This is a genomic window from Microbacterium istanbulense (genome assembly GCF_037204145.1).
GTDB classification, from domain to species: Bacteria; Actinomycetota; Actinomycetes; order Actinomycetales; family Microbacteriaceae; genus Microbacterium; species Microbacterium istanbulense.
Genome location: NZ_JBBDGN010000017.1, coordinates 14,233 through 36,098, shown reverse-complemented (window position 1 = coordinate 36,098; position 21,866 = coordinate 14,233). Strand labels below are relative to the sequence as shown.

Genomic DNA, 21,866 nt, shown 5'->3' with positions numbered 1-21,866 from the left:
TTGCCTGTGGATGCCGTAACACCGCGGCATCCGCAGCGCATGCCCACAAGGCCAGCCGAAAGAGACCGCGATGACGCACACCCTGCCCCTGCCTGAATTCACTCACGAACGGGTGGAGGTGACCACGGGGCGACGAAGCGGACTCTTCATCGCTGTGGCGCTGCACTCGTCGGTTCTCGGCTCCGCCCTCGGCGGCGCCCGCCTGTGGACGTATCCGCACTGGAGCGACGCGCTCGGTGATGCGCTGCGCCTGTCGGCGGCGATGACGCTGAAGAACGCTGCGGCGGGTCTGGATGCCGGTGGCGGCAAGTCGGTCATCGGGCTCAAGCCCGGTGAGACGCTGGATGCCGACCGTCGCCGGGCGGCGTTCCTCGACCTCGGCGACGCGGTGGAGCTGATGGGCGGTCTGTACCGCACCGCAGAGGATGTCGGCTCGACGACCGAGGACATGCTGACCGTCAGCGAGCAGACCGCGCACGTCGTGGGTCTGCCCTCGACCGTCGGCGGTTCGGGGGAGCCTGCCGGACCCACGAGCCTGGGTGTGTACGCGTCGCTGCGTGCCGTGCTCGAGCGTGTGGCCGGTTCGGCGGATCCCGCCGGACGACGGATCACCGTGTCGGGCCTTGGTCAGGTGGGTGGTCGTCTGGCGCAGCGGCTCGCTGAGGAGGGCGCGCAGCTGACCGTCACCGACATCAACCCGGCGCGTGGCGAGTTCGCGGCGTCGATCGGTGCGACGTGGGCTGAGCCCGGCACCGAGCACCTGCTGCCCGCCGACGTGTTCGTGCCCGCCGGGATCGGCGGCACGCTGACCGATGAGGTCATCGATTCGCTTGACGTCGCGGCCGTGTGCGGCCCGGCGAACAACCCGCTGGCAGAGCGTGCGGGTGCTGAGCGCCTGGCTGGTCGCGGCATCCTCTACGCGCCGGACTTCGTGGTGAACGCGGGTGGCGTGATCTACCTCGACCTCGAGGCGAAGCAGATCGGCACCAGCGAGGAGATCATGGCGCGTGTGGCCGGTATCGGCGACACGGTCGGTCGCATCCTCGACGACGCGGCGGAGCGGGGGATCACCCCGATCGCCGCGGCCGAGGAGCTTGCAGCGTCGCGTCTGGCTGCCGGGGCTTCGGTCTCGGCTCGCTGATCGGGGCGGATCAGCCTCAGCTGTGACAGGCTGGGGAGGTGACGATCGTTCCTCCCCAGCCTGGCGAACCGCGACGGCCTGACGGGCCGCGCGACAGCGGCGACGCCTGGGTGGTCGCCGATTCGGGGGAGCGGTACTGGGGGCGCTACGGCGCCGCCGGGCTGCTCGCCTATGACCCCGAGCGTGGTGTGCTGCTGCAGCACCGGGTGTCGTGGAGTCACTTCGGGGGCACGTGGGCGTTGCCTGGCGGTGCACTGCACGAGGGCGAGTCGGCGCTGGACGGTGCACTGCGCGAGGCGCAGGAGGAAGCCGGAATCCCGGAGGGCGCTGTACGGGCGCGGTTCGCGAGCGTGCATGACATCGGGATCTGGTCGTACACGACGGTCGTCGCCGATGTTCTCGAACCGTTCGAGCCGGTGATCAGCGATCCCGAGAGCGTGGCGCTGGAGTGGGTTCCCGTGGCGGAGGTCGATGATCGGCCGCTGCATCCGGGGTTCGCGGAGGCGTGGAAGACGTTGCGAGATCTGCTGGACGTGCGGCCGGTGGTCGTGGTGGATGCCGCGAATGTCGTCGGCTCGAAGCCGGACGGGTGGTGGAAAGACCGCGCGGGGGCCGCGGCGCGGTTGCGTGCGCGGGTCGAGGCGTGGGCGCGGGCCGGAGTGCCGGCGGCGGCGCTGGGGCTCGGATGCGAGCGCTGGTACCCGCCGGTGTCGTTCGTCGTGGAGGGCGCAGCCAAAGGCGTTCACGATGAGGTCTCGGGTGAGGAGTTGTCGGCCGCATCTGCGGGGATGCCCGTGGGGCCGGTCGGTTCGGCGCATATCGCGCGGGTGACGACGGTGCGCGCGCCCGGACATGGCGACGATGGGATCGTGGTCGAGGTGCAGCGGCTGCTGGATGCCGAGTATCGCGTCACTCTCGTGACCAGCGACCGTGGGCTGCGCGAGCGCGCCGAGCGCATCGGTGCCCACGTGGACTCCGCCGCCTGGCTGCTGAACCAGCTGCCCGCCCCGCGCTGATCAGGTCCCTGAGCGAGGAGCGCTGTTTCGGTCCCTGAGCGAGGAAGCCGCAGGCGCCCGAGACGAAGGGCGCTCACCCCGGTCCCTGAGCGAGGAGCGCAGCGACGAGACGAAGGGCGCTGAGTTCGGTCCCTGAGCGAGGACGCCGCAGGCGCCCGAGACGAAGGGCGCCCCAGCCCCCTACTCGTCTCTTCCCCGAAGCTTGTCGATCTCGCGACGCTCCCTCTTGGTCGGCCGGCCCGCGCCGCGGTCACGAACCGCGAGCATCGCCGTGGGCTCGCGCGGGGGAGTGCGGTCCTCATATGCCGTGGCCGCAATGGGCGCGCCGACGCGCTTGGAGAGCGTCTGTCGAACGGTGAGGATCCGGTCGAACCCGGCGATGCGCACCCGCACCTCGTCGCCGGGCTTGACGGTCTGCGCGGCCTTCGTGCGATCGCCGTTCACTCGTACATGTCCTGCGCGGCATGCTGTCGTCGCGGCAGAACGGGTCTTGTAGATGCGGATGGCCCAGAGCCAGCTGTCGATCCGAACGGGGCGGATGGTGTCGGTCATCGTTCCTCCTTGCGGCGGAGTGTGCGGATGAGGCCCGCGATGATGAGTCCCTGACCGAGCGTGTAGGTCAGCATGACGGCCGGGCTTGTCCAGGCGGGCATCGGATCGGGGAGGAAAAGCCGGAATGCGAGGATCGTGTCGCTCGCCAAGAAGAACGCGCCGCCGATGGCGACGAGGCGGTGGCAGCGTGAGGAAGTCGCTGCTGTGCCAGCCAGCACGACGCCGTACAGTGCGACCCCGATGATCAGTGGGCCGAGGTGCGGGCCGAGAATGATGAGCATCCCGACCCACCAGACGGCGTAGATGGCGGCCCACCCGGGCAGGCGCCGGATGCTGGCGAAGCGCGTGAACAGAACGATGTAGGCGATGTGGGCGATACCGAAGAACAGCAACATCAACGGCAGTTCAGGGGCCGAGGGGAACAGCGCGCCAGCGCCGTCGCCGAGCCACGAGAACAGCAGCGCGCTCAAGATGAGCGCGACGGCCGCGCGGGGACGCAGACGCGGTGCGGCGACGAGCACGGGTAACGCAAGAAGCGGCATCAGCGTGAGCTTGGTCGGCTGCGCGGCGGGGCTGTCCATCGCCAGCGAGGCGACGTGGATGACGGAGAGGGCGACGTAGGGCAACCACGTGAGAGCAAGAGTGGTGCTGCGTGGCATCCATTCATCGTATTTCGGATGCCGCGGAGATCGCCCGCTTCAGGGCGTGGCGCGGCTGACGAGCACACGTCCGCGGGTGAGGGGCGCGATCTGTTGGAAGCCTTCGTTGAGGAACGTCGGGAGGGCGCCATGGAAGAGGTCGTTCGACGGGACGCGCCCGTGTGAGGTGTCGACCGGATAGCCCTCGATGATGCGGGCGCCGGAATCGTGGGCATATTCGATTGCCGATCGCAGGAGGGCGGAGGTGAGACCTTGCCCGCGGTGCTCGCGGCGCACGACGAAACACGTGACGGCCCAGACGGTGGGGTCGTCAAGCGGCTCGTGCGTCGCTGCCGCGATCGCCTTCGTATTCGGGATGCGAAGCTGCGCAGTGCGGGGGCCGATGCGGATCCAGCCTGCTGCCTCTCCATCGACGTATGCCACGAGCCCTGGTGGGGGGCCAGCGTCGATCTCGTCGTGGAACAGGGCGGTACGGTCATCGACCGTCGTGGTGTTCCAGTCTTTGTTGCGCAGAATGGGCCAGACGCACTGGCAGCTACGGCCGTCGCCGCCTCCGGTGAGCGAGTGCTGCACGTCGTCCCAGCGGGCCCGGGTGGCGCGTTCGGTGGTGATCGTGACCATGGGCGGCACGCTAGGCGAGGTCTCCGACATCGGCAACGGATGGTGCGCGCCACGCCCGGCCGCCCCGGTTCGCGACGCCCGTTCTCGTCGGCTAGGATGGGGGAGTTGCCCGCGCGAAAGCGCGGTCGTCCACGGGCTGTGGCGCAGCTTGGTAGCGCACTTGACTGGGGGTCAAGTGCGGGAGCGGCTGTTTCAGCCTGAAAAGTGAACAACGGGATGTGGCGCAGCTTGGTAGCGCACCTGACTGGGGGTCAGGGGGTCGCAGGTTCAAATCCTGTCATCCCGACAGAAAAGCCCAGGTGAGAGCCTATTTCTCACCTGGGCTTCGTCGTTCCCGTCCGAGGGTTTATGGGGACCTTCGAGAACTGAGGTGCATTGCGTCGCAACGTCCATGAGTGGGTGCGGTGCCAAGCGCCGGGACACAGCCGGGACACCGGCGCCCCGTTCGACGCTCGTGACAGAGATCAGCGGTGCGGCGAGGGTCGCGTCCCGCCGGAGGTTCGGGAGGGCGTCTGCCGCTGTTCTTGTGCCTCGAGGAATGCGTTCGCCTGCTCGGCGGCGGAGACGAGGTGGCGGGTGTCGGGGTGCAGGTAGCCACGGGTGGTCTCGATGGACTTGTGCCCGAGGATGCGTTGCAGCACGTGCAGCGGGATGCCTGCGTCGGCCATCCAGGTCGCGCCTGTGTGGCGGAGCCCGTGCCGAGTCAGTGAGGGCAGTCCGAGACCGGTGACGAGGTCGTCCCATTTGGTCGCGTCGCGCACGGTCGCTGTGGTCAGGACGCCGCCTCTGGGGCCGCGCAGCAGCCGCTCGTCGGGCTCGCGGTCCGCCGTCAGACGCTCCAACACCGGCTTGAGCGCGTTCAGGATCGGGACCGGGCGCGCCGCTCGCCCTTTGGTCTGCTTAGTGACCAGGCCGCCGGATCCGGGGTAGGTCTGCCGTTCGATGGTCACGATGTTCGTCTCCGAGTTGACGTCGCCCACGCGGAGCCCTGCGATCTCGGAACCTCGGGAGGCGAGGAGCGCGCTGAGCATGACGAAGTCCGAGTAGCTCTGGTGCACCTGGCCGCACGCTTCGGCGAGCCGGTTCAGTGTGGCCAGATCCGGCAGGGCGTGAGCGCGCGGCGAGGTCTGTTCGACGGGGATGATGAGAGCGGACTTGCCGAGGCTTCGCCGGGACCTATTGCGGGCCGGGTTGCTGGCGAGCACGTCGTCGCGTACGGCCTCGTCGAGCACGCGCACGAGCGGTGCGATGCTGTTTTTGATCGTCGAGGCGGAGTGCACCTTCTCCCAGTCGTCGATGGTGCGGTCGATCATTCCGGCGGTGATCTGTGAGAGCGGTAGGTGTCCGAGCGCGGGGAGTACGCGTAGACGCAGGCCGACCTTGTAGCCGTCGGCGGTGGAGGTCGGGTCGAGGCCGCGCGTCCACCGGTCTCCGATGGTCGCGAGGTAGTCCGCGAAGGTGATGCGGCGGTCGATGCCGATCTCGGAGGACTTCAGCAGATCGTTGAAGAATGCCTCGGCGGCTTCCTCGTCGGGTACGACGAGTGCGCGCACGACGCGCCGTCGGGTCTGCGGGTCGATCCAGCGTGCTCGCGCTCGGATGCCGGAGGGACGGTGTTCGAGGTCTGTGGTGACCTTCACCCCGAACGGAGGGACCGCCGGGGCGCTCTCAGACGTGCTCATCGGCGGAGAGCGACGCGAGCCACGCCTCGACAGCGTCGAGGCGGTATCGGGTGATCCCGCCCATCCGCAGGAACGGTGGCCCTTTCTTGTCGGTGCGCCACCGCGACAAGGTCGCCTCCGAGACCTTCAGATAGGCGGCGACCTCGCGGCTGTCGAGCAGCGGCGACACCAATGGCGTCTCAGCGCCTCTCTCGCTCATGGCCGGTCGCTCCAGTCCGTGTTCGCGATCTCGCGGATCGTCGCGTCCTGCTCCTGCTGTCGGGCGCGGATCTGCTCCTCTACGAAGGCGAGGAAGTCCTCGGTGCGCCCGGTCACGAGCTGCTCGGTGGTGTCGGGCTCCGCCCAGTGCTCGGCTTCACCACCGGGCCACGGGGTGACGCGGGTGGGCCGGTCGCGGTCCAGCCGGGTGCCGGAGATGGTCACCCAGTCGCGCAGGCGTTCCCGGGCGATGGCGAAGTCGTGGTGCCAGGCGAGCGCCTGGTTGCCCTTGGCTTGCGGGTCGAAGCAGAACAACCAGTGCTGGCGGAGAGCGGAGAACTCCCAGAGCAGCTCGGGGTGGCGGTGCCACATGGGCGGGATGATCTGGGCGGGCAGGCCGTACTCGTGCCGGAGCCAGTCGACCCACGCGTTGAGCTCGAGCAACTCATGCTCGAGGTCTTCCGGGGGCAGGGTTCGCCAGTTGATCGGCCGGGGCACCTCGCCGAGGACGTCGTTGATGTGCTGGGCGTACTGCTGCTCGACGATCCGGCGCACCTCGTCGCCGGGGTCGTCTGGGAGCGGAGCCTCCGGGTCAGTCACGTCAGGCATGTCGATCCTTTACGTCCACAGGGCGGAAACAGGAAGGGTGCCGCCGGCGGGTGGCTGCGGGGCCGCCGGCGGCACCCGGCTCATCGGGCGACCGCTGCGCGGTCGGCCTGGACGGTGCCGCTGGTGGCGGTCGTCTCGGGCTGGAGTGCCTGCTCGCGCTGTGCGAGCGCGACCGCGGCCGGGTCTCGTTCCCCGGCCGCTCGCTCCGGCGCCTCGCGGTCCGCGCCGGCGCGCTCCTGGCGGGAGCGGTCGACGGTGTAGGTGGTGCGGTTGTTGTCGTGGCCGATGCGGGAGGCGATGAACTGCTCGCGCTGCTCGCCCTGGTACTCGTGGACGTTGCTGCGGCCTTCGGCGACGAAGTTGTCGCCCTTCTGAAACTTCTCGTGCGCGCGCTCGGCGGCCTTGTCGAACATGACGAGGTTGGTGAACTCGCTCTCCAGCTGCGTGAAAGAGCCGTCCTCGTTGCGCTGGAACTGCTCGATGCCGACGCGGGCATAGAAGCGGTGCCCGCCGTTGCTGGTCTCGGCCAGCTGCGGGTCGGTGGCGATGAACCCCGACAGGGCCTCGCGGGTGGGAATGGCCATGAACCCTCCTTCAGGGTCTTGATCGGTTCGCCCGCTGCTGCGGGGTCACAGGTCAGGTACGGCCGGCGACCAGCAGGTCACGCGCCTGGCCGCAGGAGGCGTTCGACGTGGGCGCGGTCCTCGCGCAGCTGGGCGGCGTCGGCTCGCTTCGGCCAGGGACGCAGGGTGGTGATGATCGGGCGGGCGGTGCGGAGCATGACGACGCCGGTGCCGAACGGCAGAGTGCGCAGCACGTCCGGTGGGAGGATCGGGACCCGCCGCACTGAGCGCTGGGTCGAGTGCGAGCCGTAGGCGTCGGTGGTGACGCTGTCGGTCGTCTCGTCGCGGTCCCCGATGAGCGTGGACAGGTCCTGCAGGTCGCGGCTGTTGGATGCACCGCCGAGGATGACCTTCACGATGGAGGCGTCCCAGATCGCGTTGGCGTTGTTCTCGCCCCACTTCTCCCGCGCCTGCGCGAGCGATTGGAGCACGGGCAAGGTGGTGATGCCGGTGCCGCCGCCTTCGGCCATCAGCGTGGGAAGCGACGGCAACGGCGAGAGGTTCCCGATCTCGTCCAAGGCGAGCAGCAACGGCGGGTCCATCCGCGCGCCCGGTGACCGTGCCGCGATCTTCCGCGCTGCCTCGACGAGGTCCTCGATGAACGCCGCCACGAGCGCCGCCGATGCCCCGGCCCCCGCACCCGTGGCAAGCAGGTAGAGGGTGCCGCCGTCGCGCAGGAACGACTCCGGATCGAACTCCTCACCGACCGCCGGAGACACGGCGTCGAGTACCCGCGGGTCCGCGAGCGCCGCCAGGGCGAGGGACACGCCCTGCCAGATCGAGTCGCGCGTGCGGGGATCGGCTTGCACCATCGCGTCAAGCGAGTCCGCCCACCCGTCGGCCGCACCGGGATGGGTGGACAGGATGCGGACGGCGTCACCGGCGAGGGTCGGGTTCAGCGCCCACTGGTACAGAGTGCTTGCGTCGCGGCCGTCGAGCGCAGCCGCGTGGAGCAGCGCCTGGATGGCGGCAGTGGTCTTGCCTTCCCAGAACCCGGCGTCCTGCACCCCACCAAACCCCGTGGCCGTCGCGAGCCCCTTGGCACGGATCATCGCGGTGAGGGGGTCCTGGCAGCCACGCACCGGCGACCATCGCATCCCCGCGGACAGGCCGGGAGCGAGCTGCTGCGGATCGAACACCGCGACGGGCCCCTTGCGTTCCCGGGCGCGGAGGGTCGCGGTGAGGTTGTCGGGCCGGGTGGAAGTGGTGATCACCGCGCCGGGCGCGTCGAGCACGCTGTTGATGACGACGTGCAGGCCCTTGCCGGAGCGGGGCGGCCCGATCAGAAGGATGCTGTCCTCGACAGTCGCCCACACCTGCCCGCCCTTGCTCGTCCCGAGCAGGTAGCCCACATCGCCCGGCTCGGGCTTCCCGGTCAGGGACGGGCGGAGCGTGCCGGCCCGCTTGACGAGCGCTTTCGGGGACGCGACGCGGGCGACCTCGGCGCCGCTGGCGGTGCCGGCAAGGTGGTGCGGGTTCGTCGCGGCGCGTGCGCGGCTGATCGCCCGCCACACGAATACCCCCGCGGCCGCGAGGATCCCCAGCAGCAGGACCACAACCGTCCAGTACGCGAACGGGTTCAGCCCCGCAGCTCCCAGCGCGGTGCCGGGGTCGGCGGGCCTCGCGAGCACGCCGAGCCCGTCGGTGATGCCGGCAGTCGGTTGCGGGTGGCCGGTGAGGAACGCGGCGATACTGCCGGCCAGACCGAGCACGCCGCCGAAGGCGACGACGGCGACCAGGCCGCCGAGTGCGATGTTCAAGAAGGCGTCATTCGCGGGCCGGGGGTGAGCGGAGGGCATGGGCAGGTCCTTCCTGAGCTCGCCGCGTGTCGGCGAGCTCAGGAGGCAGGTGCGGAGTTCAGTCGATGCGGCGCACCGTGGTGGTCCCGGAGATCCGGCCCAGCAGGATCAGCTCCCCGGTCACAGTCGCGTGTTCGGCACGGTCCAGCAGCGCCCGGGCGGTGCCGTTGCCTGCGGCGGAGGTATGGCGCAGCACGAGCGCGATCGCGACGTCCTCACCGGGCACGAACCCGTCCGCGGTGAACTCCACCAGCTCCGGCCGCGGCCGCTCCGGAGACTCGTCGAGTGGTGCCGCGCCATCAGGGTCGGGAGTCAGAATGTCGGCGTAGACGCTGCCGTCGAGCTCGCGGACCTCGACCCGGGTCGGGCTGGCGAACCGGGCGATGAGTTCGGCGATCGCCGGCCCGAGCTCATCGCGGCGGGTCGGCGTCGACAGCAGCCGTTTGCCGTTCACGGTGAGCACGACGTGCTCCGCGGAAACGAACTCGGCGATGATCTGCGGGAGCACCGGCGGAGTGTGCCCGGGAGGGTTGAGCTGTCGTCGACGGCCGATCACTGGGCGTCTTCCGTGCCGTGCCCAGTTGCCCCGCTCGGAAAGCCGGTGGCGGACTTCTCTAGTGCTATCGATTCGTCGCGACGCTTCATACTCGTCAGGTGCGTTCTTCCACCAGGAGCTTGGGCGTTCCCTTCTCTCGGAAGGTGCAAGCCCCGGGCGCGCAGTCACTCTACGGTGATCGAACTCTTGAGAGATCTGCGTCGTCTGTCGATGGCGATGTCCGCCGTGTCTGCGAACTGTGTGAACTCGGGGTCTTGCGGGCTCGGATCACTACGCCGCCGCCTTCGAGCACCCGATGAGTGCATCAGTGGCGACATCGCGTGCTGTGAGTCAGTCGAATCTGTTTGATCACAGAAGCCACCTTTCGTGGGCTTGGCGTCTTATCTGGAGCGGTTTGATCGTCTAACTCCGCTCACGGAGACGATGATGTTGCTGAGGACGATGAGGACGATGCCGATCCACTCGTTCAGGGCGAGAACTTGGTGCAGGACCACCCATCCCGCGAGTGCCGCCCAAACCGGGTTGATGCTCGTGAAGGTGCCGAACATCGAGGCGGGGACGCGACGGAGAGCCGCGATGTCGGCGACGTAGGGCGCGATGGAAGACAACAGCCCGCAAACGGCAGCAAGCAGCAGCGCGAGCAGGGTGGGCGGGTGCACCAAGAACCAGACCACTGCTACCGGGATCCAGAGGCCGGCTGTGACGGCGCTCGCCACGGCGGTGCCCTGTAGACCGGGGAGGCGCTGGCCCACGCTGCGGTTCAAGAGAATGTAGGCACCCCATGCGGCGGCGGCAATGAGGGCGAGCACGATTCCGAGCATGTCGGTCGTCGGGCCTGGGTTGGTGAGCACGATGACTCCGACGCCTGCGAGCACTGCGCCCCCGATGTCGAGGATGCGGCGCGAGCTCGCGATAGCGACGGTGAGCGGTCCCAGGAACTCGAGCGTGACTGCAAGCCCCAACCCGATCCGCTCGATCGCCGCGTACAGGGTGAGGTTCATGACGCTGAATACGAGCGTGAGGCCGAGGATTGGGAGCCACTGGCTTGGGCTCAGCCCTCGGAAGCGTGGCCGCACGGCCGGTACAAGCACGGCCGCGGTGACGAGCTGCCGCACCGCGACCACCCCGACCGGACCGATGGCCGGGAAGGCGAGCGCCCCGAGCGCCGCGCCCACCTGGTTCGATGCCGAACTGCTCAGCATCATGGCGATGCCCGCGGCTCGCTGGCGCGGCCCCGCGCTCTCCGCCGAGAGGGCGGGAGTCTGCGGTCTCGCAGGGGATTGGGGGGTATTCACGCGGTCCACGTTAGGTATCAGGTGGACGGTTCGCCTAGTGCATGTATCGCTCGTGCCATACGCTCTGGTTATGGATTTGACGTTGCGAGAACTGCGGGTGTTCGTGACCTGCGCGACGGTCGGATCGTTCACCGACGCGGCCACCGATTTGCACGTCTCCCAAGCCGCCATCTCCCGTACCATCGCCTCACTCGAGCGGAGCGTGGGGAATCGACTGCTGCGACGGGTGCCCCGCGGCTGCGAGCTGACCAGCTTTGGCAGCGCGATTCTGCCGCAAGCGAGGCGGCTACTCGGCGAAGCGGAGCGGTTCGAGCAGTTCCTGCAGACCCGTCGCGGGCAGCTTCGGGTCGGGTACGCCTGGGCCGCGCTCGGCCGACACACAGCCCCGTTGCAGCGCGAGTGGGCACGCGAGCACGAGGCCATCGAACTCGAACTTGTGCGTCACAACTCCCCGACAGCAGGGCTGTCCGAAGGACTATGCGACGTGGCTATCGTGCGCCGCCCGATCGACGGGCACCGTTTCGATTCCGTCGTGGTCGGGCTGGAACGTCGCGTCGTCGCGTTCGCGGCGGATGATTCCCAGTGGGCCAGGCGGCGGCAGATCAGCATGGCCGAGATCGCCGAGCGCACCGTGGTCATTGACTCGCGGGTCGGAACGACGAGCGGAGAACTGTGGCAGGGTCACGAGCATCGGCCGCGGTTCATCGAGTCCGCTGACGTCGACAACTGGCTCGACGCGATCGCAGCCGGGCGCGGGGTGGGGACCACGGCAGCTGCGACCGCTGCACATCATGCACGGCCTGGCATCGTCTACCGGCCCGTGAAGGACGGCCCGCGTGTCCCAGTGCGGCTGGCATGGTGGAGCGACGATCGACCTCATGGGCTCACTGAACTCATCGACGCGGTAACACGCCTCTACGCCTCAGCGCCGGCCAGCTGAAGCGCACGATCGTCAGCTTCACCCACGGAGCGAGCCGAGCGACTATACGTCGCAAATCGTGAAGGAGGTCCTTGCAACGGATCGAGCTATCGATCTGCGCCGGATGCGCCTACCGTGACGACGACGAGCTTGCGTTCGTCGCACTCTTGTCCAGCGTCTACACGCGCCGGGACAGCACCTGGAGGCTCGCCATTTATCCGTAAACCGCTATCCAGGCTACGGGCGGCGATGCCCGACGCATCTGCGACCTGTTCGGCGTCGGCATCGAAGCCGCCATGCGCTGCGCAATCGCCCTCGGCCACCCCGCTTCGCGACGGAACACCCGCTGCGCGAACCCGCGCTCTCGACTGACGACGGTGCCGGTAGCTCATCTCCGCGCGAACGTTGCTAACGCGGCCGCGTATCGGTCTGGGTCCTTGCGGGTGGCTTCGGTCATCAGGAGCGTCGAGCCGCCGACAATGCGGGTGTGTTCGCCGCGACACGGGACGGTTATGACCTTCGATAGCCCCGCGCGCCACGCAGGGATCAGTGCGTCTATCGACTGACGCTCGGGCGACTCGGCGAGGGAACGGGGGTGATCGTCACGACGCGCGTGGAACCGCGCGTCGGACCACGCCCGATACTCCTCGGTGAATGCTGCATCGCCGAAATGTTCTCGCCAGGTCGGCCCCTGCAACCGGCGAATCAGCTCCGCCCGCTCCTTCGACCCGTCCACGGAGTGTGTCAGTTCCTCGAACATGGAGGGCTCGACCAGCACAGCAGCGTGACTTACGACGTCCTCCCAGACCTCCGGCCACGCCGCTTCCCAGGCATCACGATCATCCGGATCACCGGCTCGCGCAGGCGGGTCCACGAGCAAGGGGGGAAGGTCATCACCGGCCGGCAGCAGACCCCACGCCTCACGAATCCACAGCAACTCCAAGAGCCGATAGAAGTCGTTGTTGTCCCGCGTCAACTTTTTGGCAGGGTTTCTTCGATTTCGAAGTTGGGGATGGTCGGGCTGGCGAGCCCGGCGTGGACCTCGGCGGGCCGGTTCCACGCGATCGCTTCGTGCGGGCGGACGTGGTTGTAGTCGTGCCGGTATGCGTCGACCTGCTCGACCAGCGACAGCCCGTGATCGATCTCCTCGCGGAACAACCATTCGTATTTCAGCGTCCCGAATCCGCGTTCGCGTGACCCGTTCTGCCCGGGCGTGCGGGCCTTCGTACGCACGTGCTTGAGCTCCGGGTGGGTCGCGATGAACGCTTCGAACGTGAACGACCGGAACGGGCCGCCATTGTCAGTCACGAGCGTGACGACCGGGGTCACCTCACCGGTGTCGGGGTCGACGGGCGCGAAGTCGATCAACGGTGCACCGAGGAGCCGTTCGGTCTCGGCGAGGGCTTTCTCGACGGCTTCGATCGCGTCGTACTTGTTCGCGGTCGGGGACACGTGCGCGTCGAACTCGTACTTGGACCAGTAGTCCCGGCACGCCGCGATCCGCCATGTCCCACCGGTCGTGGTCTCGAACTCGCTGAAGTCGAACTGCCATACCTGGTTCGGCCCGGTCGGTTCCTTCGCGAACGTGGCCTTGCGGCGATCGGCGTGCTTGCGCCGCTCGGCCTGGTAATTGGCCTCGAGGATCAGGCCCTCCTCGCGCAGCAGCCGCAGCACGCTGGCTTGCGACACCCGGTGGCCGTCGTGGCGGACCATCGCCCACACCTTCCGGTGCCCCCACGCCGGATGCGCGGTCGCGTGCTTGACCGCCAGCTGCCTGGCCGCATCCCTGGCCGGCGCCGGCCACGGCCCCTTCGCCGGGTGCCCGACCCTTGCCCTGGCCTGCCGGCGCCGCCACGTCCGCTCGGGCATGTCGAACAGCTCGCAGAACCTCGCGGTCGACATGCCCGCCTCGGTGCGGATCACCTCGAGGTCCTCGAATTTCCCAAGCGGCCCTCGGCGGACTTCTTCCACACCCGGATCTCGACCGCCGCCTCACCGAGCGCCTGGGTCAGTTCCGCGACCTCGGCCTCGAGCTGCTCCTCACGCGAGGACGGCCCCGACCTCCCCGCCGCAAGAGCAGTCTTGCCGGCCTCGAGGAAGTCAGCCTTCCACCTCCCGATGGACTGCTCGGACACCTTCTCCCGCCGCGCGGCCTCAGCGATCGTGAGCTCCCCGGCAAGGACCGAGAGCACGATCCGCGACTTCTTCTCAGCCGGGATCGATGGGGGTCTACCCATGTTCAGATTCTCCGTTCAGGACTCAACTAACAGCCCTGCCACAAAGTCTGACGCGCGACATTGTCCACCGAGATGACCACGTCATGCGGCCACGGATTACCCTCCATCGGGGTGGTCGAACGCATCGCATCTCCCTTCCAACGCAGGTGAACCCCTCCAACCAGTATCGCCCTGGTCCGAGCCACGCCGACCGACACCATCGACGCGCCGAGGAGCACGTCACCCTCAAACGATGACGGCTCCAGTTCCCCGAACCCGCACGCTCGACGACCCTGAAACCGGTCGTGAGCACTCAGATTCCCTGGATTTCCGAACGGATTCCACGGAACCCGTTACCTTCATCAAGCATCCGAGACCGAGTATCGAAGGCCTGCAACTCAGCAGGGTGCAACTGATGTTGCACGACGTAGGAGGACTCCTTGATCCGCCACAGCCCCTGCCCGGTGCCCAGGGAGGGCAGCAGTTTCCGCTCTGTGCCGGTCAGCCCGAGCGCCTGCGCGGTGGCGCCGAGTTGGTCGGATTCTTGCCGGTAGATGATCCTGGTCTCCGCGTTCGCGAGCAGCGAGGACGCGAGTGCGCGCATCGCCGATCCCTGGTCTCCCACGTTCTCGAGGTCGCTGAGCTTGTGGAAGATGAGCAGGTTCGCGAGGCCGTAGTGCCGCGCGAGGCGCCAGTGGGCGTCCATGCGACGCAGCAGCGACGGGTGCGACATCAGCCGCCATGCTTCGTCATACACGACCCACCGTTGCCCACCGTTCGGGTCCAGCAGCGCGGACTCCATCCACGCCGACGAGCACGTCATCAGCACCGAGATCAGGGTGCTGTTCTCCACGACGCGGGACAGGTCCAGCGAGAGCATCGGCAGCGACGGGTCGAACCGGACCGTGGACGGGCCGTCGAACAGGCCCTGCAGGTCCCCGGCGACCAGACGCCGCAGCGCGTGCCCGACCAGCCGCCCGTCCTCGGCCAGCCGCCCGTCAGTGTCCTCGGCGCGGTCGGGGGCGAGGATGCGGTCGACCACCATCGGCAGGACCGGCACCGAGCTCTGCGAGACCGTGGCGCGCAGGGCGACATCGATCGCGGTGTGCTCCAACGGCGTCAACGACCGCTCCAGCACCGTTTCCGCGAGCGCTCCGATCAGATCCCGCCGGCGCGCGGCGACGGTGGTGGCCCACTCGTCGTCGGCGACCCCTCCCGGGCGGTAGCCCTCGTCCAGCGGATTCAGGCGGGCGCCGAGCCCGTGGCCGAGGATTATCGCCTTCCCGCCCACGGCCTGCGCGACTGGGGTGTGCTCGCCCTTCGGGTCACCGGGCACGTACACGCGGCGACCGAACGCGATCGACCGGGTGTAGAGCGACTTCGCCAGGCTGGACTTTCCGCTGCCGACGATCCCGGCCAACACCAGATTGGGGGCGGTGATGATGCCCCGCTGATAGAGCACCCACGGGTCGTAGACGAACGACCCGGAGCTGTAGAGGTCCTGGCCGACGAACACGCCGTTCGAGCCGAGCCCGCCCTCGGCGAGGAACGGGTACGCACCCTGCAACGCCGCGGACGTGTCCTGGTGGGCAGGGACCCGGAACCGTCGCGGTGAGCGCAGCGCCGCCGGCCCCGGCTCGCCGCCACGCGGCAGGTATGTGGTCGCGCGGGCCTCGGCCCGTTCCGCCTCGTATCGCGCCTTGGCTGCGGCGCGTGTGGTGGCCAGGTCCTGCGCGAGGACCTGACGTGCGGCCCGCTGCCGCTGCCGCCTGGCCTTCCGGTCGCCCTTGCCGGTCTCGACCAAGACCGTCGAGTACAGCTTCCTGCGTGTGTCGTCCGCGCCCATCGCGCACCCCGTTCCCTCGCCTGCGTTTTCCGGTGGTCAGGTGCGGGTCACAGGCCGCGGCCCAGCGGCAGGGCTGCGGCGACGAACGCCTGCGCCTGCTGCCCGACCAGCAGGCGGGTTTCGCAGGAGGCCTGGATCGCGGCCTGCTCGATCGCAGCGACCGCCGCGTCGAGCTCGTCGATGCTCGGGGCGGAGATGGCGATCAGCCCGGTGTAGCGCAGCACGCCGTGCCCGGCGGTGAGGTCCGCCTCCTGCTGCAGCACGTCGGCGTACTCGGCGGACTGCGAGGCGTCCTCGATCTGCCCGATCCGCTGCCGCTGGCTCTGGTCGCTGATGTACTCGGTCTTCTTCTTGCGGATATCGCGGGCGGCCTGGTCCGAGCGGACCGGGTCGTACAGCAGCGTCACCGCCCGACGGATGCCGCTGGAGAGCAGGATCGGGGCCAGGAATCCCGGGTAGACCTGGGAGCGAGGCCACTGCGACACCCAGAGCACCGCGTGGTGGGCGGAGTCTGAGCGCAGCCTTACCCAGGTCTCTTCGACCGCGACGGGCCCGGCGGTAGCGAGGTCGCGGCCGATGTCTCCTGCCCGGTCGAGGGTGGCGGCGATCTGCGGGTCGTAGGCGGTGCGGAGCATCACCGCGAGATCCCCTGGCGTGTACCAGTCGGAGGGCTTCAAGTCCGCGGCGCGCAGCGCGGTGGTGAGGGTGTGCATCTCCTGCCGCAGCACCTCGGCGGCGCCCTTGATCCCGCCACCGGCGGAACGGATCTGCCGGGAGGCGGCGCGCATGTCCAATGCGAGGGACAGGGTGGTGATGTGCCGTTCCCCGGCGGGCCCGGCGCGCTCGATCAGCTCGGCATAGGTCTTCGCGACCCACGACCCGTCGTCGCGGCCGTGCTCGGCCCACCACTGCGACAGACCGGACCCGGAGTCCGGGACGGTGCGCTCGAGGACCTGCACCCGGGCGATCCGCCCGGAGCGGCACACCGTGGACAGCACCCGACCCCAGCCGTGCACGCGCCGCTCCTGCTCACCGGGGTCCATCAGCACGAACGCGGAGTGGGTCACCTCCAGGATCGCGGTCAGGGTCTGCGCGTGCGGGTCGTGCACCATCACCGCCCCGGACTCGGGATCCTCGTACTGCCGCAGCGCGGCCGCGTCACCGGGCAGGGCGAGGGTGCCGGCGGGGCGGGGCCCCACGATCCGCCGCCGGTAGGCGGTCTGCCGGGCCGCCTTGCGCCAGACCCAGTGCCCGGTGATCGGCACCCACTCGATGAGCTTGCGCCCGCCGACTCCGACGACCGCGAGCGCCGCCATGGTCAGCCACACCGGGGCGGTGTAGAGAGCTGCGGGGCCGCCGGCGTACAGGGCGGCGATGAAGATGACCGCGCCGGTGGCGAGGGCGATCACCTGTGGCAGCGACAGGCCCAGGATGATGCCGCGGGTGGTGAGCCGGGAGAACTTCACCGGGCTCAGCTCGTAGTCGGTGGTGGCCATGACGCTCCTTCGGACGACGCATACGGTGTGGTCGTCTGCCAGGTACGCATCGCGCCCCTGGACGTGCGGAAGCGGCGACGCTCCGTGGCTTCGGTCAGGTCGCTACAGCTGACCGAGCCGGGTGCGCCGCCGCTTCCGGGGCGAGGCGAGTTCACCTCCTCTCGACGTGCCCGATGGGCGTTACCGCATGCCCGGATCCGTCGGGGGCGGCGCCGCTGGTGGTGGTGAGGTGCGTGGCTCCGCCTGCGCCTGCGGGGGCGGCGACGCCGGTTGCGACGGCGACGGCTGGGACGGCGAGGTCGGCCGGGGCTGGGAGCGTCGCTGGGACGGGTCGTTCGCCGGAGGCCGCCCACCCTGCGGGTCGTTCGCCGGCGGCGTGGCCGGCTGGGTGGAGGCCCCGATCTGCGACGGTGCGGGGCGCGGGGTGTCCTGACGCTGCTGCGCCCCGGTGGGAGGGGTGCTCTGGCCCTCCTGCGCCGCGGAGGCATGTCCTTCGGCGCTGCGGCCGACCGCGCCGCCGAGCTTGGGCCCGGCTTCCGCGGCGCCCTTGGCGATCTTCGCGCCGGCCACCGCGGCGATTCCGATCGGCCCGGCCGCGGCGCCTGCGCCAGCGCCTGCTGCGGCACCGCCACCGCCGGCAGCTGCACCACCGCCGGCAGCTGCACCACCGCCGGCAGCTGCACCCCCGCCCGCGGCCGCACCCCCGCCCCCGGCCGCGCCGGCACTGCCTCCACCCGCCGCACCGCCGGCACCCGCGCCTGCCCCCGCCGTCTGCCCGGCGGGGGCCGCCTGGCCGCCTCCGGGCGGAGGCGGCGGTCCGCCAGGCCCACCACTGCCCCCGGCGCCGCCGGGTCCGTCGTCGCCGGCGCCGTCGAGGACCTGCTTGGGAGCGGGTCCGTCGGGCTTGCCCGACATCGGCAGCGGCCGGTTCATGGACTGCTTCGCCTCTTGTTCGGCGGACATCACGTGGTACATGTCGAAGCCGACGAACGAGATGAACTTGTACATCATGTACGGGGCGAACGCGGCGACGAACATCAGCACGATCCCCGCGACCGGGTCGGCGATCGAGGCGAGGTCGAAGTCGATCGGCGCGTTGGTCTGGTTGATCGCAACGAGGAACACCACCGCGATAACGAGCTTGGAGAAGATCAGCGCGAGCACGAAGCTCGCCCACTTCCCGAACCACCCCCGGGTGGCATCCCAGGACCCGCCCGACAGGGCGATCGGGGCGAGCACGACACCGACGAGGATGAGCGCCTTGCGGATCAGCAGGCTGAACCACACGATTGCCGCGGCAGTGAGCGCGAGGAACGACAAGAAGATCGTGATGATCGCCCCGGCCCCGGGGGCGGTCAGGTTGATCGCGGTGAGCCCGGCGACCAGCAGCCCGATCTTCGCGCCCATCTCCTCCAACGTGGTGCCGGTGGCCTGGATGACCCCGATGGTGAGCTGGTCGACGACTTCCAGCAGCGTGGTGGTGAGGGTGAGCACCAGGAACGAGCCGAGCACGCTGCGTGCCAGCCCGAGGGCGGCGCGGGACAGCGCGGACGGGTCGCGGCGGATGAGGCCGGTGATCAGCTGCAGGCAGAAGAAGATCAGCATGATGAAGATCGCGATCCCGAACATCACGTTGTAGACGGTGATGTAGCCGGGTGCGGTCAGGTCGACCAGGGTGGTGGTGTCGAACAGCCACCACACGCCCTGGAACATCCAGGACGCAGCCTGCCCGACGGCCTGGGCGAGCCAGTCGAACGGGGCGCTGATCAGCGTCGCGGCGGTCTCGCCGGCGACGTCGCAGACGTTGCTGATGATGGGGACGTCACAGATCCCGTCCATACCGTTCCCCTCCTCTCATGAGTCGAAGGGGGCGGGTCAGGAGACGGTCTGGCCGACGTTCCAGAAGAAGTTGATCAGCGTGACCGCCGCGCCGGTGATGATCGCGGCACCGCAGGAGATCAGCACACCGAGCTTCCCGCGGGAGGCGAGGTGCGGGTTGGAGCTGTTGGCACCGAAGCCCCAGACCACGGCCGAGATGATCAGGGCGAGGACGGACAGGATGAGCCCGACGGTCATCACGGCGCCGACGATGGTGCGCAGCGCTGCGATGCCCGGCAGGCCGGAATCGTTGGGGTTGATGTCGATCTGCGCCGGCAGCACGGTCGCCGCCTGGGCGAGGGCGTCGAGGATGAGGGTCATGCGGGGCTCCTTCACGAATGTGTGAGCCCTGCCCGGTGCGGGGCTCATCGCGACAGGTGCGGACCCCGCGTTCCGGTTACAGACCCAGCCGCCGTGCCGCGGGCGCGGTACGCGAGACGCCTGCCCGCAGGCCGCTCGGGCCGGCGGAGTCCGGGTCGAGTTCTTCGGCGCGTGCGGCGAGCTGTTCGGTGAGCCGGGTCGCCCTGTGTGAGGCGTGCACGGCATCACGGGCCAGTGCCCGCGCCGTCGGTTCGCCGCCGCCCCGGAGCACGGCTCGTTCGTCGGCGAGGTCGCGTTCGTTCTCGTCGTGGAAGGTGCTGATGACCGCACGCAGCTCGGTGATGGAGAGGACGTCGCTGAACGGTTCGACCTCGACCCAGTTCTGCTGACGGGTCGACCAGACCTCCATCACCCAGGTGTACCCGTCGACGGAGCCCATGAAGTTCGCGTCGTCCCAGAACGTCAACCGTTGCCGCTCGGGGTACTCGAGCACGTTGCCGTAGGCGTTGTTGACGTAGGAGCGCCAGTGCGCATGCGGGTAGCCGGCAGTGATGCGTTCGGCCAGCTCTTCGGCCAGCGGATACGTGGTCAGCGGGAGAGGTTCGCCGATGTTCTCCTCGTCGATGAACGTCGCAGCGATCCCGATCATCTCGTCCGGCGTGGCCGCTGAGCCGGCGCCGCCCGGGACGGGCCGGTAGGTCTCATCCCGGCCGTCCCACTCCTCGACGCCCCACACGTATCCGGCATCGCCTGCCGCTGTGGTGATGCGCAGCAGGATCCGTTCGGGGAACACGATCGCCGCGCTGGGCGGCCAGTCCGGGTCGGTGTGGTAGATCCACGCCCCGCCGGGACGGTGCTCCTCTTCGAGGACCTGGAGGAGCTGATGACTGGTGAGCTGGGGCTGCGTATCGGCCATGGCGTCCTCAGAGAGTGGTGCCCACGCGCAGCAGGAAGTTCAGCCACGCCACACCGGCACCGGCGAGCGCGGCCGCGCCGATGGAGACGAACACACCGACCCGGCCGCGCGCGGCGGAGGTGGCGTTGCCGGTGGAGGACGACACCGCCCACACGATGGCGCAGATGATCAGCATCAGCACCGCGATGATGAGGGTGATCGTCAGCAGGGCGCCGACGATGCCGATCAGGGTCGAGCGGCCGCCGACGGCATCGAAGTCCGGGTACACATCCACAGCGGTTCCTCTCCGTCACAGCACGCTGGTCACCGCACAGGTGCGCACCCGGCCCCGGTGGTGGGGTCCTAGAAGGCGCAGCCTGGGCCGCCGCTGGTCGGGGCGTCGAGGCCTTCGACACCGTGGTCGGCCAGCCACGGGATCGCATCCACCGGGGAGGCGCCGGCGCCGCCGGGGTGCAGCTGGAAGTGCAGGTGCGGGCCGGTGGAGCGGCCGCTGGAGCCGACGTCGCCGATGTGCTGCCCGGCGATGACCCGGTCGCCGGCTTGGACGTGGATGCCGTGCGCCCACATGTGGATGTAGACGCTCGCGATGCGTTCGCCGTCGATGGTGTGTTCGATGGTGATCTGCCCGGACGTGCCTCCGACCATCCCGGCGTAGGTGACGACGCCGTCGGCGAGGGCGAAGATCGGTGTGCCGTCGGCGGCGGCCCAGTCGGTGCCGGCGTGGAAGCTCCGCTCGCCGGTGAACGGGTCGCTGCGCCATCCGAAGTCCGAGGTGTGCGTGTAGGTGCCGTTGGACAGCGGGAACACCAGTGCGGTGGTCTCCGGGATGTCCGCGTCGCCGGGAACCCCCGACCCGCCTCCGCTGCTCCCGCCGGTCGTGAGGGCTTGCAGGATCGTCCGGGCGGTGGGCTCGTAGTTGCGGTACCGGTCCGGGTAGGCCGAGACCTCGACCGCCTGGGCGGCCTCGCCCTTGTCCATCTGCTGCCACCCGGGGATATCCAGCAGCCCCCGCGGCGACGGATAGTTCGGGCCGTCCGGTCCGCCGTAGAACGCGCGCGCCTGGTAGCCGGTGTCCATCAGCTCGGCGACCGTGCCCCACCCGGATGCGGGGCGCATCTGGAACAGCCCGAGCGAGTCATGGTCTGACCCGTTGCCGTCATTGGGGTACTCGCCCGACTCGGGGTACGCGCCGGTGTTGGCGAGCTGCCGCAGCGTGGACTCGGTGAGGGCCGCCATCAGCGCGATGAGGATCCCGTCGCGACCGACTCCGGGCGTGCGGGCGCCGGTCTCGATGATCGTGGCCGCGTGGGTGAGCTGCTGCCGGTTCAGGGTGAACGTCGCCCCGTCCGCGGTGGAGACCTCCAGCTCGTCGGGGACGGGTCCGAGCACGACGCCGCTGGCGATGCACATCGCCTGGTTCGTCACCGCCGGGTTGACCAGCACCCCCACGCCGACCAGGGCAAGCATCGGTGCCAGCAGCACCCACGCCACGAGGGCGACCAGGGCCTTCTTCATCACGCCGC

General features: G+C 69.4%; 23 protein-coding genes and 1 tRNA gene. 4 read left to right on the top strand and 20 right to left on the bottom strand.

The genetic code is table 11. The annotated features are described in order from the left end of the window. The first annotated feature begins 70 nt into the window (after window positions 1–70). Window positions 71–1,141: a Glu/Leu/Phe/Val dehydrogenase family protein gene (locus tag WDU93_RS14050; protein ID WP_337321735.1), complete on the top strand. Its 1,071-nt coding sequence runs from the start codon at window positions 71–73 to the stop codon at window positions 1,139–1,141. A gap of 38 nt (window positions 1,142–1,179) precedes the next feature. Then, window positions 1,180–2,157 (top strand): NUDIX domain-containing protein, encoded by a 978-nt coding sequence (locus WDU93_RS14045; protein WP_337321733.1) that lies wholly within the window; start codon window positions 1,180–1,182, stop codon window positions 2,155–2,157. A 180-nt stretch (window positions 2,158–2,337) separates the two neighbouring features. On the opposite strand, the gene WDU93_RS14040 is transcribed toward WDU93_RS14045, so the two are convergent. The 3 genes from WDU93_RS14040 to WDU93_RS14030 are packed head-to-tail and all read right to left on the bottom strand — an operon-like array spanning window position 2,338 to window position 3,989. Then, window positions 2,338–2,709 (bottom strand): RNA-binding S4 domain-containing protein, encoded by a 372-nt coding sequence (locus tag WDU93_RS14040; protein ID WP_337321731.1) that lies wholly within the window; start codon window positions 2,707–2,709, stop codon window positions 2,338–2,340. Then, window positions 2,706–3,368, bottom strand: coding sequence for a lysoplasmalogenase (locus tag WDU93_RS14035; RefSeq protein ID WP_337321729.1), 663 nt, complete (start codon window positions 3,366–3,368; stop codon window positions 2,706–2,708). Before WDU93_RS14035 ends, WDU93_RS14040 begins: the two co-directional genes overlap by 4 nt. 39 nt (window positions 3,369–3,407) lie before the next feature. Then, window positions 3,408–3,989, bottom strand: a complete 582-nt coding sequence (locus WDU93_RS14030; protein WP_337321727.1) for a GNAT family N-acetyltransferase — start codon at window positions 3,987–3,989, stop codon at window positions 3,408–3,410. A gap of 212 nt (window positions 3,990–4,201) precedes the next feature. On the opposite strand from WDU93_RS14030, the gene WDU93_RS14025 reads away from it, so the two are divergent. Further along, window positions 4,202–4,275 (top strand) — tRNA-Pro (locus WDU93_RS14025). A gap of 178 nt (window positions 4,276–4,453) precedes the next feature. Here the strand turns inward: WDU93_RS14025 and WDU93_RS14020 are convergent. From WDU93_RS14020 to WDU93_RS13990, 7 genes are all read right to left on the bottom strand, one after another. Then, on the bottom strand, window positions 4,454–5,671 hold the full coding sequence (locus tag WDU93_RS14020; protein WP_337321725.1) for a tyrosine-type recombinase/integrase: 1,218 nt from the start codon (window positions 5,669–5,671) through the stop codon (window positions 4,454–4,456). After that, entirely contained in the window at window positions 5,658–5,870 is a 213-nt protein-coding gene (locus tag WDU93_RS14015) for a helix-turn-helix transcriptional regulator (RefSeq protein ID WP_337321723.1), read from the bottom strand. The genes WDU93_RS14020 and WDU93_RS14015 overlap by 14 nt, the downstream gene beginning before the upstream one ends. Continuing rightward, the gene (locus tag WDU93_RS14010) at window positions 5,867–6,478 is read right to left on the bottom strand and encodes a hypothetical protein (protein WP_337321721.1); all 612 of its coding nucleotides are present in this window, start codon (window positions 6,476–6,478) and stop codon (window positions 5,867–5,869) included. The genes WDU93_RS14015 and WDU93_RS14010 overlap by 4 nt, the downstream gene beginning before the upstream one ends. An 80-nt stretch (window positions 6,479–6,558) precedes the next feature. Further along, a complete protein-coding gene (locus WDU93_RS14005; protein WP_337321719.1) occupies window positions 6,559–7,062 on the bottom strand; it encodes a single-stranded DNA-binding protein in 504 nt (167 codons plus the stop codon). A gap of 77 nt (window positions 7,063–7,139) precedes the next feature. Next, window positions 7,140–8,900 carry a TraM recognition domain-containing protein gene (locus tag WDU93_RS14000; RefSeq protein WP_337321718.1) on the bottom strand — a complete coding sequence of 587 codons (1,761 nt, stop codon included), beginning with the start codon at window positions 8,898–8,900 and terminating at the stop codon, window positions 7,140–7,142. Between the two features lie 58 nt (window positions 8,901–8,958). Further along, complete coding sequence (locus WDU93_RS13995; protein ID WP_337321716.1) at window positions 8,959–9,408, bottom strand: hypothetical protein; 450 nt, start codon at window positions 9,406–9,408, stop codon at window positions 8,959–8,961. A gap of 428 nt (window positions 9,409–9,836) precedes the next feature. After that, window positions 9,837–10,661, bottom strand: coding sequence for an EamA family transporter (locus tag WDU93_RS13990; protein ID WP_337321714.1), 825 nt, complete (start codon window positions 10,659–10,661; stop codon window positions 9,837–9,839). Between the two features lie 160 nt (window positions 10,662–10,821). Here WDU93_RS13990 and WDU93_RS13985 point away from each other — a divergent pair, with 160 nt between their 5' ends. Beyond that, entirely contained in the window at window positions 10,822–11,691 is an 870-nt protein-coding gene (locus WDU93_RS13985) for a LysR family transcriptional regulator (protein WP_337321711.1), read from the top strand. Window positions 11,692–12,058: 367 nt separating this feature from the next. Here WDU93_RS13985 and WDU93_RS13980 read toward each other — a convergent pair whose 3' ends face one another. From WDU93_RS13980 to WDU93_RS13935, 10 genes are all read right to left on the bottom strand, one after another. Continuing rightward, window positions 12,059–12,646 carry a hypothetical protein gene (locus tag WDU93_RS13980; RefSeq protein ID WP_337321709.1) on the bottom strand — a complete coding sequence of 196 codons (588 nt, stop codon included), beginning with the start codon at window positions 12,644–12,646 and terminating at the stop codon, window positions 12,059–12,061. Beyond that, window positions 12,643–13,593, bottom strand: a complete 951-nt coding sequence (locus tag WDU93_RS13975) for an integrase core domain-containing protein (RefSeq protein WP_337321707.1) — start codon at window positions 13,591–13,593, stop codon at window positions 12,643–12,645. The genes WDU93_RS13980 and WDU93_RS13975 overlap by 4 nt, the downstream gene beginning before the upstream one ends. Continuing rightward, window positions 13,590–13,907, bottom strand: coding sequence for a transposase (locus tag WDU93_RS13970; protein WP_337321705.1), 318 nt, complete (start codon window positions 13,905–13,907; stop codon window positions 13,590–13,592). Before WDU93_RS13970 ends, WDU93_RS13975 begins: the two co-directional genes overlap by 4 nt. 292 nt (window positions 13,908–14,199) lie before the next feature. Continuing rightward, the gene (locus WDU93_RS13965) at window positions 14,200–15,732 is read right to left on the bottom strand and encodes an ATP-binding protein (RefSeq protein WP_337321702.1); all 1,533 of its coding nucleotides are present in this window, start codon (window positions 15,730–15,732) and stop codon (window positions 14,200–14,202) included. Between the two features lie 47 nt (window positions 15,733–15,779). Further along, window positions 15,780–17,228: an SCO6880 family protein gene (locus WDU93_RS13960; RefSeq protein WP_337321701.1), complete on the bottom strand. Its 1,449-nt coding sequence runs from the start codon at window positions 17,226–17,228 to the stop codon at window positions 15,780–15,782. A 180-nt stretch (window positions 17,229–17,408) separates the two neighbouring features. Further along, entirely contained in the window at window positions 17,409–19,067 is a 1,659-nt protein-coding gene (locus WDU93_RS13955) for a conjugal transfer protein TrbL (protein WP_337321699.1), read from the bottom strand. A gap of 36 nt (window positions 19,068–19,103) precedes the next feature. Then, window positions 19,104–19,427 carry a DUF6112 family protein gene (locus tag WDU93_RS13950; protein WP_337321698.1) on the bottom strand — a complete coding sequence of 108 codons (324 nt, stop codon included), beginning with the start codon at window positions 19,425–19,427 and terminating at the stop codon, window positions 19,104–19,106. A gap of 76 nt (window positions 19,428–19,503) precedes the next feature. Beyond that, window positions 19,504–20,343 (bottom strand): hypothetical protein, encoded by an 840-nt coding sequence (locus WDU93_RS13945; RefSeq protein WP_337321697.1) that lies wholly within the window; start codon window positions 20,341–20,343, stop codon window positions 19,504–19,506. A 7-nt stretch (window positions 20,344–20,350) separates the two neighbouring features. Then, the gene (locus WDU93_RS13940) at window positions 20,351–20,617 is read right to left on the bottom strand and encodes a DUF6112 family protein (protein ID WP_219869363.1); all 267 of its coding nucleotides are present in this window, start codon (window positions 20,615–20,617) and stop codon (window positions 20,351–20,353) included. A gap of 68 nt (window positions 20,618–20,685) precedes the next feature. Beyond that, complete coding sequence (locus tag WDU93_RS13935) at window positions 20,686–21,858, bottom strand: M23 family metallopeptidase (protein ID WP_337321692.1); 1,173 nt, start codon at window positions 21,856–21,858, stop codon at window positions 20,686–20,688. Window positions 21,859–21,866: the final 8 nt, after the last annotated feature.